This is a genomic window from Kribbella sp. NPDC051620, from assembly GCF_044453825.1.
In the GTDB taxonomy this organism is placed as follows: domain Bacteria; phylum Actinomycetota; class Actinomycetes; order Propionibacteriales; family Kribbellaceae; genus Kribbella.
On sequence record NZ_JBITDB010000001.1, the window covers coordinates 456,467 to 471,277 of the forward strand.

General features: G+C 67.0%; 15 protein-coding genes. 7 read left to right on the forward strand and 8 right to left on the reverse strand.

Translation table 11 applies throughout. From position 1 onward, the window contains the following. Window positions 1–4: 4 nt before the first annotated feature. From ACIA12_RS02115 to ACIA12_RS02125, 3 genes are all read right to left on the reverse strand, one after another. Window positions 5–1,057: a LacI family DNA-binding transcriptional regulator gene (locus ACIA12_RS02115; RefSeq protein WP_396364946.1), complete on the reverse strand. Its 1,053-nt coding sequence runs from the start codon at window positions 1,055–1,057 to the stop codon at window positions 5–7. 70 nt (window positions 1,058–1,127) lie between these two features. Continuing rightward, window positions 1,128–1,844: a FadR/GntR family transcriptional regulator gene (locus ACIA12_RS02120; RefSeq protein WP_396364947.1), complete on the reverse strand. Its 717-nt coding sequence runs from the start codon at window positions 1,842–1,844 to the stop codon at window positions 1,128–1,130. Beyond that, window positions 1,841–3,160, reverse strand: coding sequence for an L-fuconate dehydratase (locus tag ACIA12_RS02125; RefSeq protein WP_396364948.1), 1,320 nt, complete (start codon window positions 3,158–3,160; stop codon window positions 1,841–1,843). The genes ACIA12_RS02120 and ACIA12_RS02125 overlap by 4 nt, the downstream gene beginning before the upstream one ends. A 136-nt stretch (window positions 3,161–3,296) precedes the next feature. Between ACIA12_RS02125 and ACIA12_RS02130 the strand changes: the two genes are divergently transcribed. From ACIA12_RS02130 to ACIA12_RS02150, 5 genes are read left to right on the forward strand one after another with little or no spacing between them, the layout of a single operon-like run. Beyond that, window positions 3,297–5,663 carry a glycosyl hydrolase family 95 catalytic domain-containing protein gene (locus ACIA12_RS02130; protein WP_396364949.1) on the forward strand — a complete coding sequence of 789 codons (2,367 nt, stop codon included), beginning with the start codon at window positions 3,297–3,299 and terminating at the stop codon, window positions 5,661–5,663. A gap of 27 nt (window positions 5,664–5,690) precedes the next feature. Further along, window positions 5,691–6,689 (forward strand): ABC transporter permease, encoded by a 999-nt coding sequence (locus ACIA12_RS02135; protein WP_396364950.1) that lies wholly within the window; start codon window positions 5,691–5,693, stop codon window positions 6,687–6,689. Next, the gene (locus tag ACIA12_RS02140) at window positions 6,686–7,636 is read left to right on the forward strand and encodes a carbohydrate ABC transporter permease (protein ID WP_396364951.1); all 951 of its coding nucleotides are present in this window, start codon (window positions 6,686–6,688) and stop codon (window positions 7,634–7,636) included. Before ACIA12_RS02135 ends, ACIA12_RS02140 begins: the two co-directional genes overlap by 4 nt. A 34-nt stretch (window positions 7,637–7,670) precedes the next feature. Then, window positions 7,671–9,359: an ABC transporter substrate-binding protein gene (locus ACIA12_RS02145; RefSeq protein WP_396364952.1), complete on the forward strand. Its 1,689-nt coding sequence runs from the start codon at window positions 7,671–7,673 to the stop codon at window positions 9,357–9,359. Window positions 9,360–9,381: 22 nt separating this feature from the next. Then, complete coding sequence (locus ACIA12_RS02150) at window positions 9,382–10,821, forward strand: alpha-L-fucosidase (RefSeq protein WP_396364953.1); 1,440 nt, start codon at window positions 9,382–9,384, stop codon at window positions 10,819–10,821. Between the two features lie 23 nt (window positions 10,822–10,844). Here ACIA12_RS02150 and ACIA12_RS02155 read toward each other — a convergent pair whose 3' ends face one another. Continuing rightward, window positions 10,845–11,120, reverse strand: a complete 276-nt coding sequence (locus ACIA12_RS02155; RefSeq protein ID WP_396364954.1) for an NAD(P)-binding domain-containing protein — start codon at window positions 11,118–11,120, stop codon at window positions 10,845–10,847. A 41-nt stretch (window positions 11,121–11,161) separates the two neighbouring features. Then, window positions 11,162–11,896: an SDR family NAD(P)-dependent oxidoreductase gene (locus tag ACIA12_RS02160; protein ID WP_396364955.1), complete on the reverse strand. Its 735-nt coding sequence runs from the start codon at window positions 11,894–11,896 to the stop codon at window positions 11,162–11,164. 140 nt (window positions 11,897–12,036) lie between these two features. Between ACIA12_RS02160 and ACIA12_RS02165 the strand changes: the two genes are divergently transcribed. After that, window positions 12,037–12,612, forward strand: coding sequence for a TetR/AcrR family transcriptional regulator (locus tag ACIA12_RS02165; RefSeq protein WP_396364956.1), 576 nt, complete (start codon window positions 12,037–12,039; stop codon window positions 12,610–12,612). 106 nt (window positions 12,613–12,718) lie between these two features. On the opposite strand, the gene ACIA12_RS02170 is transcribed toward ACIA12_RS02165, so the two are convergent. The 3 genes from ACIA12_RS02170 to ACIA12_RS02180 form a co-directional block, all read right to left on the reverse strand. Continuing rightward, window positions 12,719–12,865, reverse strand: coding sequence for a hypothetical protein (locus ACIA12_RS02170; RefSeq protein ID WP_396364957.1), 147 nt, complete (start codon window positions 12,863–12,865; stop codon window positions 12,719–12,721). After that, window positions 12,862–13,344: an SRPBCC family protein gene (locus ACIA12_RS02175; RefSeq protein ID WP_396364958.1), complete on the reverse strand. Its 483-nt coding sequence runs from the start codon at window positions 13,342–13,344 to the stop codon at window positions 12,862–12,864. The genes ACIA12_RS02170 and ACIA12_RS02175 overlap by 4 nt, the downstream gene beginning before the upstream one ends. 118 nt (window positions 13,345–13,462) lie before the next feature. After that, complete coding sequence (locus ACIA12_RS02180; RefSeq protein WP_396364959.1) at window positions 13,463–13,843, reverse strand: VOC family protein; 381 nt, start codon at window positions 13,841–13,843, stop codon at window positions 13,463–13,465. A gap of 103 nt (window positions 13,844–13,946) precedes the next feature. On the opposite strand from ACIA12_RS02180, the gene ACIA12_RS02185 reads away from it, so the two are divergent. Beyond that, complete coding sequence (locus ACIA12_RS02185) at window positions 13,947–14,810, forward strand: helix-turn-helix domain-containing protein (protein ID WP_396364960.1); 864 nt, start codon at window positions 13,947–13,949, stop codon at window positions 14,808–14,810. The last annotated feature ends 1 nt before the right edge of the window (window position 14,811 follow it).

The window sequence follows — 14,811 nt, forward strand, 5'->3', positions numbered from 1 at the left end:
GCGGTCAGGCAGCGCCGGAGCTCTGCCGCACGATCAAGGTGGCCGGGATCCGCTCACTGTTCGGCTGTCCGCCGCTCATCTGCTCGGACAGCAGGTAGAAGGTCCGGCGCCCGACCTCGTCGAAGTCCTGCCGCACGGTGGTCAGCGGCGGGTTGAAGAACTCGGCCTCCGGGATGTCGTCGAAGCCGACCACCTGGACATCGCCCGGCACCGAGATCCCGGCCTCGGCGAACGCCCGCAGCAGGCCGAGCGCCATCTGGTCGTTGGCGACGAACACGGCGCCCAGGCTGGATTCCTTGGCCAGAGACTTACCCGCCTCGTACCCCGAGCGCGGGCTCCAGTCGCCCCGGGTCAACCGGGGCCGGCGGACGCCGTGGGCCTTGAGGGTTTCCCGCCAGCCGCGCTCGCGCTCGGCCGCCTCGAGCCAGTCCACCGGTCCGCCGACATGCCAGACCGTCTTGTTGCCGAGTGACAGCAGGTGCTCGGTCGCGAGGCGGGCGCCGTCGTACTGATCGACTGAGACGGTCGGTACCGGCGGTGCCGCGCCGCCGACAGCCACGAGCGGTACGCCGTGCGGCGCGAACTCCAGCGCCTTGGTCGTCGAGACGTGGGGTGCGATCACGACGATGCCCTCGACCGCCTGGCGTTGCAGCGACTCGACCGCCTCGGCGACGGCCTGCCCGCCCGGCCGGCTGATGCTCGCCACGGTGATCGCGAAACCGGCATCCCGCGCCGCCCGCTCCACGCCGTAGAGGGTGCTCGCCGGTCCGTACAGGGTGGAGTCCAGGGTCACCACGCCGAGCGTGCCCGTGCGCCCGGTGACCAGGGCTCTGGCGGCGGTGTTCGGCCGGTACCCGAGGCTCTCGATCGCGGTCAGCACCCGGTCGCGCGTCGCCGGCCGGACGAGCTCGCTGTCGTTGATCACCCGCGAGACCGTCATGTGCGACACCCCTGCGAGTGCCGCGACATCGGCCAGACTCGGGTGCCGCCGGGCCGGCGACGACGCCACCGGCTCGTGCTCGACCTCCGAACCCTTCACCACGTTCTCTCCGATCATCGCCTGGGCTGAATTCTGTCATCCGCGGCCCGCTTCCCGGCGGATGACGGCTCCTGAGCCGACACCCGCGTCATCGCTCGGGAAGCGGATCCTCGCTGGGCGGGCGGTGCTGGAGGTAGTCCTCGACGGCGAAGAGGTGGGCGGACATGTAGGTGCGGGCGCGGTCGGAATCGTGCGCTGTCAGGGCGGCCAGGATGGAGCGATGCTCGGTGTGGGTGGCCTCGTCCGCGCCGTGCTGACTGATCGAGCGCCACAGCCGATCCCGGCTCGTCCGGCCGCCGAGCGCCTCGATCAGCGCCGCCAGGACCGGGTTGCCGGCGGCTTTGGCGACGACCAGGTGGAAGGCGATGTCGCCGTCGATGATCGCCTCGTGGTCAGGTTCGCCGTTCCTGAGCTCGGCCTCGATCCGGCCGAGGATCTGGTCGGCGGCGGCCAGTTCGTCCGGGCCGATCGTCCGGGCCGCCAGGGCGGCCGCTTCGGTCTCCAGGATCCGGCGGACGGCATGCAGATGATGGGCGCCGCTGTGATCGTGCAGGTCGACGACGAATCCCATCGGCGCCAGCAGCAACGAGGAGTCCAGCGTGGTGACATAGGTGCCGTCGCCTCGACGGGTCTCCAGCACACCCATCGCCGACAGTGCGCGAACCCCTTCTCGCAGGGGGTTCCTGGATACGCCGAGCGCTTCAGCGAGGTCCTTCTCCACCGGCAACCGATCGCCCGGCCGGAGACTGCCCTCGACGATCAGGTCTCGGATGCCTTGGACGACGACGTCGGTCTGAGACGTCATCGCACCGGTTCCGTGACGGACCGCCCCGCCCAGTACGTACCGGTCGGGTACGTGTAGGTGTCGACCGAGTCAGCGTGCATCTCGGCACTGTATCCGGCCGCCGTCGGCAGGACGTAAGCACCGTCGCGGACGACGCAGGGGTCGACGAAGTGCTCGTGCAGGTGGTCGACGTACTCCGTCACCCGTCCCTCGAGCGACCCCGCGACCGCGACGTAGTCGAAGATCGCCAGGTGCTGAACGAGTTCGCACAGCCCGACGCCGCCGGCGTGCGGACAGACCGGTACGTCGAACCAGGCGGCCAGCAGGTAGACCGCGAGGATCTCGTTGATGCTGCCCAGCCGGGCCGCGTCGAGCTGGCAGTAGTCGATCGCCTCGGCCTGCATCAGTTGTTTGAACAGCACCCGGTTCATCCCGTGCTCGCCGGTGGCGACCCCGATCGGCGCGACCGCCTTCCGGATCGCCGCGTGGCCGAGGATGTCGTCCGGGCTGGTCGGTTCCTCGATCCAGAGCGGATCGAACTGGGCCAGGGCGAGCACCCAGTCGATCGCCTGGGGAACGTCCCAGACCTGGTTCGCGTCGATCATCAGCTTGCCCTCGGGTCCGATCACCTCCCGGGCGATGCCGCAGCGCCGGATGTCGTCGTCGAGGTTGGCGCCGACCTTCAGCTTGACGTGGTGGTAGCCGGCGGCAACTGCTTCCTCACAGAGCCTGCGCAGCTTGGCGTCGGAGTACCCGAGCCACCCCGCCGAGGTGGTGTAGCACGGGTAGCCGGTGGCCGCGATCTCCTCAATTCGTTGCTTTCGGCCCCCTTCTCGCGAGGCCAGCAGCGCGATCGCCTGATCGGGGCTGAAGACGTCGGACAGATACCGCAGGTCCGCGGCGGCGACCAGCTCTTCGGGCGACATCTCGGCGAGCAGTTGCCACAGCGGTAACCCGGCTCGCCGGGCCGCAAGGTCCCAGACGGCGTTCATGACGGCGGCGAGCGCGAGATGGATGACGCCCTTGTCCGGACCGAGCCAGCGCAACTGGCTGTCGGACTGCAACTCGCGGTAGATGGCGCCGAGGTCGGCGCAGAGTTCGTCGACGTCGCGTCCGACCAAGGGGATCCCACGCTGCTGGGCGGCGGCGACGCACAGGTCGTTGCCGCGGCCGATGGTGAACGTGAACCCGTGGCCGCGCAGGAACTCGTCGTCGGTGTGCAGGACGACGTAGGCGGCCGAGTAGTCGCCGTCCTTGTTCATCGCGTCCGAGCCGTCCTGGGTCAGCGAGGTGGGGAAGCGGACGTCGGTGACCTGCACGGACGTGATGCGTGGCATGAGACCCCCTCAAGCGAAACAATAGATGGGATGTTTCGTCAGATTCTTTGAGCCACAGTATGGATCATGAGCGCGCTCGGCGCTACGATCCGGGCAAAACATGGGATTAATCCACTGTCGACGAAGGGTTTCTCGGATGAGCAACCTGATCCGCCCGGACCAGGCCGGCACCCACCGGCTGTACTACGACCATCCCGCGAACAGCTGGCTGGAAGCTCTGCCGCTCGGCAACGGGCGGATCGGCGCGATGGCCTTCGGTGGCGTCGGCAGCGATCGGATCGGCCTGAACGACGAGACCTGCTGGTCGGGCGGTCCGGAGACGGCACGGCTGCTCTCGGAACCGGTCGGCGCGATCGGTGCGGAGGCCGTTCAGGCAGTTCGGGCGGCGCTGGCTGCTGGTGACATCCGGCGCGCGCACGAACTGGCCAAGGGCTTTCACTCCGGCTACTCGCAGGCGTTCATGCCACTCGGTGATCTGCTGCTCGACCTCACGGTCGACGGCGCCACCCCCCTTCACGTGGCGAAGTACGGGAGAAGGCTTGAGCTCGACCTCGCGACCGCACTGACGGAGTACGAGGCCGGGGGAGTGGCGGTCCGGCAGGAGGTGTTCGTGAGCGCGCCGGCCGGGGTGCTCGTCGTGCGGATCACCGTGTCGAAGCCGGGCGCGCTCGGCCTGACCGCTCGGCTCACCTCCCAATTGCGCTCCCGGCCGCACGTCGACGGAGACGGCATCGGGCTCCTGCTTCAGGCACCGGCCGATGTCGCCCCGCCGCACCGCGACGTACCGGAACCCATCCGGTACTCCGAGGGCGCCGACCGCGGGATGGCCGCAGCTATCGCGCTGCGTGCACGCACCGATGGCGAGGTGCGCGGTGACGAAACCGGCCTCAGCGTGACGGCTGCAACCGAGCTGACGCTGATCCTCTCAACAGCGACCGGGTACGACGGCCCGTCGACCGTGCCGACGCGGACAGCGGAGGAATGCTGGGCGACCGCGGACGCCCTGGTGACGACCGCACTGGCCCGCGAGTACCGCGAACTCATGGTCGAGCACACCGAGGACCATCAGAGACTGTTCCGTCGCGCCTCGCTCGAGCTGACCGGTCCGGCCGACGCCGCCGTCCTGCCGACCGACGTGCGCTTGGCCGAGCACGGCGACGACCCTGCCCTGGCTGCGCTGGTGTTCAACTACGGCCGCTATCTGATGATCGCGAGCTCTCGCCCCGGCGGCCTGCCGACCACCTTGCAGGGCATCTGGAACGACATCCTGCGGCCGCCGTGGAGCAGCAACTTCACGATCAACATCAACACCGAGATGAACTACTGGCCCGCCGAGACGACCTCGCTGCCGGAGTGCCACCAGCCGCTGCTCGACTACCTCGAGCACCTCGCCGAAGCGGGACAGCAGACGGCGGAGGAACGGTACGGTTGTGCAGGCTGGACGGCGCACCACAACGCCGACGCGTGGTGCTGGACGCTTCCCGTCGAGGGCGACCCGCGCTGGTCGAACTGGCCGATGGCGGGAGCGTGGCTGGTTCGCCACCTCTGGGAGCACTACGCGTTCACAGGCGACCTGGACTTCCTCGGCCGGACCTGGCCCGTACTACGAGGCGCAGCGGAGTTCTGCCTCGACTGGCTGGTGGAAATGCCGGACGGCAGTCTCGGAACCTCGCCATCGACCTCGCCCGAGAACGACTACCTGGCCGCCGACGGCGAGCCCGCCTCGGTCACCATCTCGTCGACGATGGACCTGTCGCTGATCGCGGACCTGTTCGACCGGTGCGCGCAGACCGCCGGACTGCTCGGGGTGATCGATCCGCTCGTGGACCGGCTCGTGCTGGCCCGCAAGCGGATCCCGGAGCCGTCGATCGGTGACCGTGGGCAACTACAGGAGTGGGCCGCGGACCTGCCGGAGGAGGACCCGCACCACCGGCACATGTCCCATCTGATCGGGCTGCATCCCGGCGACGCGATCACCCCGGACGGTACGCCGGCCCTCGCCGCCGCGGCCGCGCGAACGCTTGACCTGCGGGGCGATCGGGCCACCGGATGGTCGCTGGCCTGGAAAATCAACCTGCGGGCGCGACTCCGGGACGCGGCAGCGGCGCAGCGACTGGTGCGCGCGTTCCTGACGCCGGCCGACGACACTTCGACGGACTACGTGGGCAGCGGCGCGGGCGTGTATCCGAACCTGTTCTGCGCGCACCCGCCGTTCCAGATCGATGGCAACTTCGGTGCGACGGCCGGCATCGCGGAGATGCTGCTGCAGAGCCACACCAGCGAGATCGAGATCCTGCCCGCGCTGCCGGTCGACTGGCCGACCGGGCGGGTGACCGGTCTGCGTGCGCGCGGCGGCGTCTCGGTCGACCTTGCCTGGTCAACGGACGGAGTCGACGTGACGCTGACCGCGGATCGGGAGCAGGAGCGTGTCATCCGATCCGGCGACGAACGGATCACCGTCCGGCTGAGCGCCGGCACAGCCCACCGTCTCAGCTTGAGCTGAGGACGCCCAGGGAGGAGGAGGCCCCCGATGGCAGCAGCAATCCCCACCACCATCCCGCCACCCATCGGCGAAGCGCCGCCGCGGCAGAGACGACGCCGCCGGCGTGAACGGACCACCGTCGCCGGTATGCGACGCAGCCTGCGGCGGCACTGGACGCTGTACCTGCTGATGGTCGTCCCGCTGATCTGGTTCGCGGTCTTCAAGTACATCCCGATGTCGAACGCCGTGCTCGCCTTCAAGGACTACAACGTGACCCAGGGCATCTGGGGAAGCCCGTGGATCGGCTGGCAGAACTTCGAGCTGTTCTTCCACAACCCGGTGTTCTGGAACCTGGTGAAGAACACCTTCGTGCTCTCGGTCTACACAGTGGCGGCGAGCTTCCCGCTCGCGATCATCCTGGCCCTGGCGCTGAACGAGATCCGTACCGGCTTCTTCAAGCGGACGGTGCAGATGGTGACGTACGCGCCGTACTTCATCTCCACGGTGGTCGTCGTCTCGATGACGATCCTGGTGCTGTCGCCGCGGCTGGGCATCGTCAACGAGGGCCTGGGATTCTTCGGGGTGCCGGCGGTCGACTTCCTCGGCAATCCGGACTACTTCCGGCACATCTACGTGTGGTCCGACGTCTGGCAGACGACCGGGTACTCCGCGGTGATCTACCTGGCCGCGTTGTCCGGCATCGACCCGGCGCAGCACGAGTCGGCCAAGATCGACGGTGCCAGCAGGTTGCAGCGGATCCGGCACGTGGATCTGCCGGGCATCATGCCGACCGCGGTGATCATCCTGGTCCTTGCCGTCGGCAACATCATGGCGATCGGCTTCGAGAAGGCGTTCCTGCTGCAGAACCCGCTCAACCTGAGCAAGTCCGAGATCATCGCCACCTACGTGTACAAGACGGGTCTGCTGAACGCGGACTTCAGCATGGCGACCGCGATCGGGCTGTTCAACTCGGTGATCAACCTGGTGCTGCTGTTCGGAGTCAACGCGATCGCCAAACGGATCACCGGGAACGGACTGTGGTCATGAGCGCTCAGACTGAAGCGAGAACGTTGCCTGACAAGAGGCTCGAGCGCCGTGCCGCGCGGGCCCGCAGGATCCGGGAGCCGCGGACGGACCGCATCTTCCTCTTCTGTGTCTATCTGTTGCTGGTGGTGCTGCTGGCGGTCGTGCTGCTGCCGCTGCTGTACATCGTGGCGAGTTCGTTCAGCAGCCCGGAGGCGGTGACGTCCGGCCGGGTGCTGTTCTGGCCGGTGGACTTCTCACTCCGCGGGTACCACGCGGTGTTCGCCAACCCGCAGGTCGTCCAGGGCTATCTGAACTCGCTGTTCTACACCGTGGCAGGGACGATCGTCAGCGTCACCATGACGATCGCGATCGCCTACCCGTTGTCGCGCCGCACGCTGGTCGGCCGCAATGTCGTGATGACGTTGATCTTGTTCACGATGCTGTTCACCGGCGGCCTGATCCCGACGTACCTGGTGGTCCAGTCGGTCGGTCTGCTGGATACCAGGTGGGCGTTGATCATCCCGCAGGCGATCGGCGTGTGGCAGGTCATCATCGCCCGCACCTACTTCCGTACGGCGATCCCGGAGGAGTTGGTCGAGGCGTCGCAACTCGACGGCTGTGGCGACCTGCGGTTCCTCTGGTCGGTGGTGATCCCACTGGCCAAACCGATGATCGCGGTGGTCGCGCTGATGTACGCGATCATGCAGTGGAACTCGTACTTCGACGCGCTGATCTACCTGAAGAACCCGGATCTGTTCCCGCTGCAGCTGGTGCTGCGCAACATCCTGATCCTGAACACGACCGGCGGTGGGGCTGTCGATGCCTCCGTGGTCATCCAGCGCCAGCAACTGGCCGATCTGCTCAAGTACTCGCTGATCGTGGTGGCGAGCGTGCCGGTGCTGCTGATCTATCCGTTCGTCGCCCGCTACTTCACCAAGGGAATCCTGATCGGCGCCGTGAAGGGCTGATCCTCCGCATCACCTCGACCCTGTGAGGGACCTCATGTCTGTACAGTTCAGAAAGAGGGGGCGTGCCGCGATCGCCGGCATCAGTCTCCTGGCACTCACGCTTGCGGCCTGTTCCGGTGGCGGCTCGAACACCGAGCAGGGCAAGCCGCTGCCGACGATCAGCGGAAATCCCGACGTCACGCTGAACGTCTTCGCGCCGCAGTCGGCCGACACGAACCTCGCCACGAACGACTTCACCAAGCTGATGAAGCAGAAGTTCAACCTCACCATCAAGTGGCAGACCACGACGTTCGACGGCGGTCCGTCGAAGGAGAAGCGGCAGATCTCGCTGGCCAGCGGCGACTACCCCGATCTGTACCTGCTGATCCCGTGGGTCGACCAGTTCACCCCGGCGGAGCTGATCAAGCTCGGCAAACAGGGTGTCGTCGTACCGCTGAACCAGCTGATCGACCAGTACGCGCCGAACATCAAGAAGGCGCTGGACTCCACGCCCGAGTGGAAGGCGATGGCGACCGCGCCGGACGGCAAGATCTACGGGATGCCGCAGTGGGTCGACTGCTTCCACTGTTCGTACCCGGACAAGCTGTGGATGAACTCGGCGTGGCTGAAGAAGCTGGGCCTCGAGCAGCCGAAGACCACCGAGGACCTGCGCAAGGTGCTCCAGGCGTTCAAGACCCAGGACCCGAACGGCAACGGCAAGGCCGACGAGATCGCGCTCAGCGCGAACGTCCGCGACAGCCTCATCCCGTACTTGATGGACGCCTTCATCTACGACCCGCAAGGGCAGAACAACAGCGGCGGCAACAACACCACACTGGTTCTGAACAACGGCAAGGTCGACGTCCAGGCGAACAAGGACGGCTGGCGCGAAGGCCTGCGGTACATCAACTCGCTCTACAAGGAAGGCCTGATCGACAAAGGCGCCTTCACGCAGAACCCGGATGCGATGCAGCAGCAGGGCAACCACAGCGGCTCGGTCATCCTCGGCGCGGGCACCGTCATGCACTCGGGCATCTTCGTCACCATCGGTGCGGCGGACGGGCGGGACAAGCAGTACGACGCGGTACCGCCGCTGACCGGGCCGAGTGGCGCGAACTACGCCAGCTACGTCTTCCCGAGCATTCCCGGCGCCACGTTCGTACTGACGTCGAAGGCCACACCGGAAAAGCAGATCCAGGCGATCAAGATGCTCGACTACATCTTCACCGATGAGGGACAGAACAACGGACAGTTCGGCACTGAGGGCAAGGCCTGGGTCAAGCCCGGTCCCGGCGATGTGGCGCTCGACAAGTCGCTGAAGCCGAGCTTCAGGCAGATTCCGCTGAAGCCCGGGTCGACACCGCGCAACAGCGGCTGGGGTCCGCTGGCGCAGTACAACAACACCGCGAAGTACCGCAACTCCGAGGCGATCAGCACCGACGCCAACTCGCAGGCAGGGTACGAACGCAAGCTGTTCGACGCAACGAAGTTGTACGCCGGCCACGAGGACAAGGCGCAGATCTACCCGTTCTGGAAGGTGTGGATCGACCCGTCCCTGGCGAGCGAGGTCGCGACACTGCAGACCAACCTCGAGAACTACATCCAGCAGAACGCGCTCCAGTTCGTCACCGGCTCGAAGAACATCGAGACCGACTGGGACGCCTACGTCAAGGGCCTCGAGGGCCTCGGCCTGAAGCGCTACCTGGAGATCCAGCAGACCGCCTACGACAAGGTCCCGAAGTAACACCAGGAAAGAGGATCCGCTGATGCACGAGTTCGAGCCGACGTTCGAGTCGCTGGGGAGATTCGAGTGCCCGGAGTGGTTCCGGGACGCGAAGCTCGGAATCTGGTCGCACTGGGGCGCGCAGTCGGTGCCCCGGTACGGCGACTGGTACGCGCGCAACATGTACCGGGAGGGATCTGACCAGTACCGGTATCACCTGCGGACGTACGGGCATCCGTCCAAGTTCGGCTACAAGGACATCGTCCAGCTGTGGAAGGCCGAGCGGTTCGATCCCGATGCCCTGATGGATCGCTTCGTCGCCGCGGGTGCCCGGTACTTCGTCGCGCAGGCCGTGCATCACGACCACTTCTTCAACTACGACTCGGCGCTGAACCCGTGGAACTCGGTCAAGATGGGTCCCGGCAAGGACATCGTGGCGCTGTGGAAGGCTGCCGCGGACCAGCGAGGGTTGCCGTTCGGGATCACCGAGCATCTCGGCGCGACGCTCACCTGGTCGGCGGTCAACAAGGGCAGCGACAAACACGGCCGGTACGCCGGTGTGCCGTACGACGGCAGCGATCCGGCGTACCGGGGCCTCTACCTCGACAACAGCGCGTATCTCCCGGCGGAGGACACGGAGGTCCAGGATCCCTGGTACAGCGAGGATCTGGGCTGGCATGCCTACTGGCTCGAGGCGGTGACCGAGATGATCGATCGCTACCAGCCTGACCTCCTGTACTCTGATGGGCCGCTGCCGTTCGGCGACGTCGGGTACACGCCCGGCCTGCGGGCGGTTGCTCAGTTGTACAACACGAGTGCCCAGGTCCATGGGGCGAACCGTGCCGTCTACCAGCAGAAGGATCGCCGGCCCGAGGTGAGCCGGGTCGGCGTGATGGACATCGAACGGAGCCAGACGCCCGGCATCCACGCCGAGCCCTGGCAGACCGACACGTCGGTCGGCGATTGGTTCTACAACGTCCGCGATGTCTACAAGACGTCCGGACACGTGATCGAGTTGCTGGTCGACATCGTCTCGAAGAACGGCAACCTGCTGCTGAACGTGCCGCAATTGCCGGACGGCTCACTCGATGACGAATGCTCGCAGTTGCTCGACGACCTGGGCGCCTGGACGCGGGTGTGCGGCGAAGGCATCTACGGCACCAGGCCGTACCGCGTCTTCGGCGAGGGGCCGTCGGGGGTGGTCATTCGCGGGTTCACCGAGGAGCGGGTGAAGTGGAGCAGTACCGACTTCCGCTTCACCCGCAAGGGCGACACCCTCTACGCCTTCCAGTTGGCGTGGCCGGACGACGGACGCGCCGTCATCCGGAGCCTGGCCGATCACGAGGTGGTGTCCGCTGTCCGGCTGCTCGGCCACGGCGCCGTTCCGTTCGAGCAGGCTCACGGCGTACTGGTGGTCCGGCTCCCGGACACTCGCCCGGCCGACGTCGCGAACTGCCTCGCCATCGACCTCACCCCTGCCTGACGAGCTCGACCTCGCCCTCGGTGTCAGCCGGTGAACTCGCTGACGCCGAGGGCGAAGTCCATCGAGGTCGGCTCGCTGTGGGCCAATCCGTCGAAAGTGGCGTTGAAGGGGTTGCTGATGTCGACGATGACCTTGCCCGCAAGGGCTTGTCCGTACTCCGCGACGACCGGCACGACACCGTCGTACAGGAGTGCCGTGATGACGATGTCCCCGGCCGGGACGGCGGTCCACTTGCCGGCCGTCGTGCCGCCGCCCAGCGTCTTGGCCAGGTCATCGGCCTTGGACTGATCGCGTCCCATGACCTCGACGGTGTTGCCGCCCGCCACCGCCAGCGTGCCGATCAGAGCGCGGTGGTGCCGCCGTCGGCGACCAGTTCCAGGCCGTTGACGTAGCTGGAGTCGTCGGAGGCCAGGAACAGGGCGACGGTCGCGATCTCTTCGGGCCGGCCCATCTCTCCGCGCGGGATGAGGGACTCGAAGGCGGCCTTGGTCGCCTCGTCGAAGAGTTCTTCCTGTTTGGCGGTGGCGACCTGGCCCGGGGTCAGGACGTTGACCCGGATCTTGCGGTCGCGCAGTTCGTTGAGCCAGACCCGGGCCCAGGCCTGCTGGACGGCTTTGCTGCCCGCGTACAGGCTCCAGCCGGGGTAGGCGCCGAGGGAGGCGTTGGATCCGGTCATCAGGATCGAGCCGTTGTCGTTGATCAGCGGCAGAGCCTTCTGCACGGTGAACAGGGTGCCGCGGACGTTGAGCGAGAAGGTGCGTTCGAACTGTTCCACGGTGATGTCGCCGAGGACGCCGGGTTCGCCCATCCCGGCGCTGGCCCACAGGACGTCGATCGAGCCCTTCTCCCGCTTGACCGTGTCGAACAGGCGGTCCAGGTCGTCCAGGTCGGCCGCGTCACCCTGGACGGCGGTGACGTTGCGGCCGATCAGCTTGACGGCCTCGTCCAGCGCAACCTGTCGCCGGGCCTGGATGAAGACGTGCGCTCCTTCCGCCACGAACAACTTGGCGCCGGCCAGTGCCAGGCCGGTGGACGCGCCGGTGATCACCGCTGTCTTGCCATCGAGCTTTCCCACGATTACTCCGTCGAATTGAGGGGTGTTCTGAGGCAGTCTGGCGCTTACATACACCAACCTGTGTACTTAACGTAGGCGATGGCTGGGTCCGGATGCAAGCTAAGTACACCGATCGGTACCGATCGGCCTATACTGGAGGCATGACGGAGTCGGAGAAGGGCCCGCTGGGCCGGCGACGCGGCCGGGGCGCACGCGAGCGCATCCTCAGCGCGTCGCAGCAGTTGTTCCGCGAGCAGGGCATCAACCAGACCGGTATGGACCAGCTCTGTGCCGTGGCCCAGGTGTCCAAGCGCACTGCCTACCAGCACTTCCCGAGCAAGGACGAGCTCGTCGCCGAGTACCTGCGCCGCTTCGATCCCGACATCATGCCCGGGGTGTTCGACCGCACCGACCTGACACCTCGCGAGCGGCTGCTCGCCGCCTTCGACATCCCCGCGTCCATGCCCCTGTGCCCGTACATCGCGGCGGCCGTCGAGCTCCACGACCCCGAGCACCCCGCGTCGCAGTACGCGCGCGACTACAAGGTCGCCATCGCCGCCAGGCTCACCGAAACCGCCCGCGAAGCCGGCGCCACCAACCCCGAACAACTCGGCGAACAACTCGCTCTGCTCATCGACGGCGCCTCAGCCCGGACCCGGGTCCTCAACACCGAATCCTTCCCCACCGCGGCCACCATCGCCACCATCCTCATCGACAACGCCATCCCCGCGTCGTAACTCCCCACCCAGCCTTCCACCCACCGACCCCGCCCGGAGGCAGGGCCGCTGGCTCGCGATTGGCTGGGCTCGGTGGGGTGATCTCGGTGGGGTGATCTGGGCGGTTTCAGGTGCGGGGGAGTTGCTCGTTGGGGTCCTCGTCGGGGTCGGTTTCGGGCTCCGGGTACGGATTGAGGTCCGGGTCGTCTTCGGGACGGTCAGGATCGTCGGGGTCCGGCAGTGGCGGGATGGGGTTGAGTGGGTTGGTACTCATCGGGTTTCTCCCTCGTTGGGCGACTCACCTGGTGTGGTCTGTTCGAGTGAGGTCTTGATGGCGTCGAGTGCGTGGCCGAGTTCCTGGTCGACGGCTGGGTCGTCGGGATGGTCGGTATCCAGCCGGACGGTGAGGCGGGAGGTGCCGTCGGCAACGAATTCGACCTCGAGTTCGCCGTGGTAGCCGGTGTCGCCGGGGGCGCCCCAGCGAAGGGTGCGGTTCTCCTCGACGACGTCGATCCAGGCTTCGCTGCGTACGGTGTGGCCGGGCGGCTCGACGGCCGTGACCTCGACCTCGTGGTGCACCGGCTGGTTGGGCTGGCGGGCTTCCATACCCCGTGCCTCAGCGGGCGCCGGCGCGGTCGGGTGTACGCCGGTCAGCCGGGGCAGGTAGTTCGGGAGCTGCTCGAGGTCGGAGAGGTAGTCGAAGAGGATGTTCGGCGCGACATCCACCGTTGCCGACGCTTCATGATGCGCCATCGGAGCCACCCTCAGTACGCCGGCGCTTGAAGCGGTCGATGATCGACATGACGGTCACTCCCATTCTCGACGAACACCTGACCCGCCTCCGGTGCCCAGGGCAGGGGTGCGTTAACCGCTAGAACCCGGGCAGGAAGAGGCAGAAGATGTGGCCGGCCGGGTCGGCGAGGATCCGGACGCCTTCCTTCTGCGGCTGCCAGTCCATCAAGGTCGCGCCGGCCTCGACCGCTTGCTGCTGGGCGGCCTCGAGGTCGGTGACCTGGAAGTCGAGATGGAGCTGCATCTGCTGCTGGTCGGACTTGCTGGGCCAGGAGGGCCGTTGGTGGTTCGGTTCGCGCTGGATGGAGAGCTTGCTGCTGCCGTCCGGCCCTTGCAAGGAGATCCAGTTGTCGTCGCCGTGGGCAACCTTCCACCCGAGGACACGCTGGTAGAAGTCGGCCAGCACGCGCGGCTCCGCGGCATCCAGGACAACCCCGGCGAGAGGGAACTGCTCAGTCATGAAGGTCTCCGTCCTTCGAGGCGTAGGTCTTCGCCGGTACCCAGGTTTGCCCGGCAACAGTCGGACCGACGCCACAAGCGCGGTTGCCGTGCATGATGTGGGCATGCCCATTCAGGAAGGTTTTCGGAACGAGCGGATTGTCGTGGTGCCTCGGCCGCTGGTTGCGGGGGCTTTGGGGCGGCCGGTGACCCGGCGGCTGCTGGTGACGGTGGCGGGGTATTTTCCGATGGCCCGGGGGCATCGGATGGAGCGGCCGCGGGGGATCGACGAGACGATCGTGATCGTCTGTGCGGCGGGGACGGGATGGGCTCGGGTGGGGGATGCGACCCATCGGATCGGGTCGCAGACGGCGTTGATCATTCCGCGGGGGGTGCCGCATATCTATGGGTCGGACGAGAACAGTCCTTGGTCGATCTGGTGGTGTCATCTGTCGGGCAGTGACGTCGCGGAGTTGGTCGAGACGCTCGAGGTGTCGCCTGCGCGGCCGCTGGTGCCGATTCGGCGGATGGAGCGGGCGGTGGCGTTGCTGGACGAGATCGTCTCGAGTCTGGAGCGGGGACAGTCGCCGGCCTGGTTGATCGGTACTGCGGGCGCGGCCTGGAAGTTGTTGACCCAGATCAATGTCGACCGCGTGATGCCTGTGGAAGGGGACCCGCTGCAGCGGGCGATGAGTTACCTGGCTGATCGGCTGGACAGCAGCGTGCGGGTACCGGAGCTGGCGAAGCTGGTCGGGGTCTCGCCGTCGCATTTGAGCGCGCTCTTCCGCAAGGTCACCGGCGGGGGCGTACTGGCCCATCACCAGAGTCTCCGGATGGCCCGCGCGCGCCAGTTGCTCGACGGCTCGCCGGCGACGGTCGCCAGTATCGCCGACGAGCTCGGGTACTCCGATCCGCTCTACTTCTCGCGTCAGTTCAGCCGGTTCCACGGAATGAGCCCGACCCAGTTCCGCCGGCGCGACGCGGTCTGAC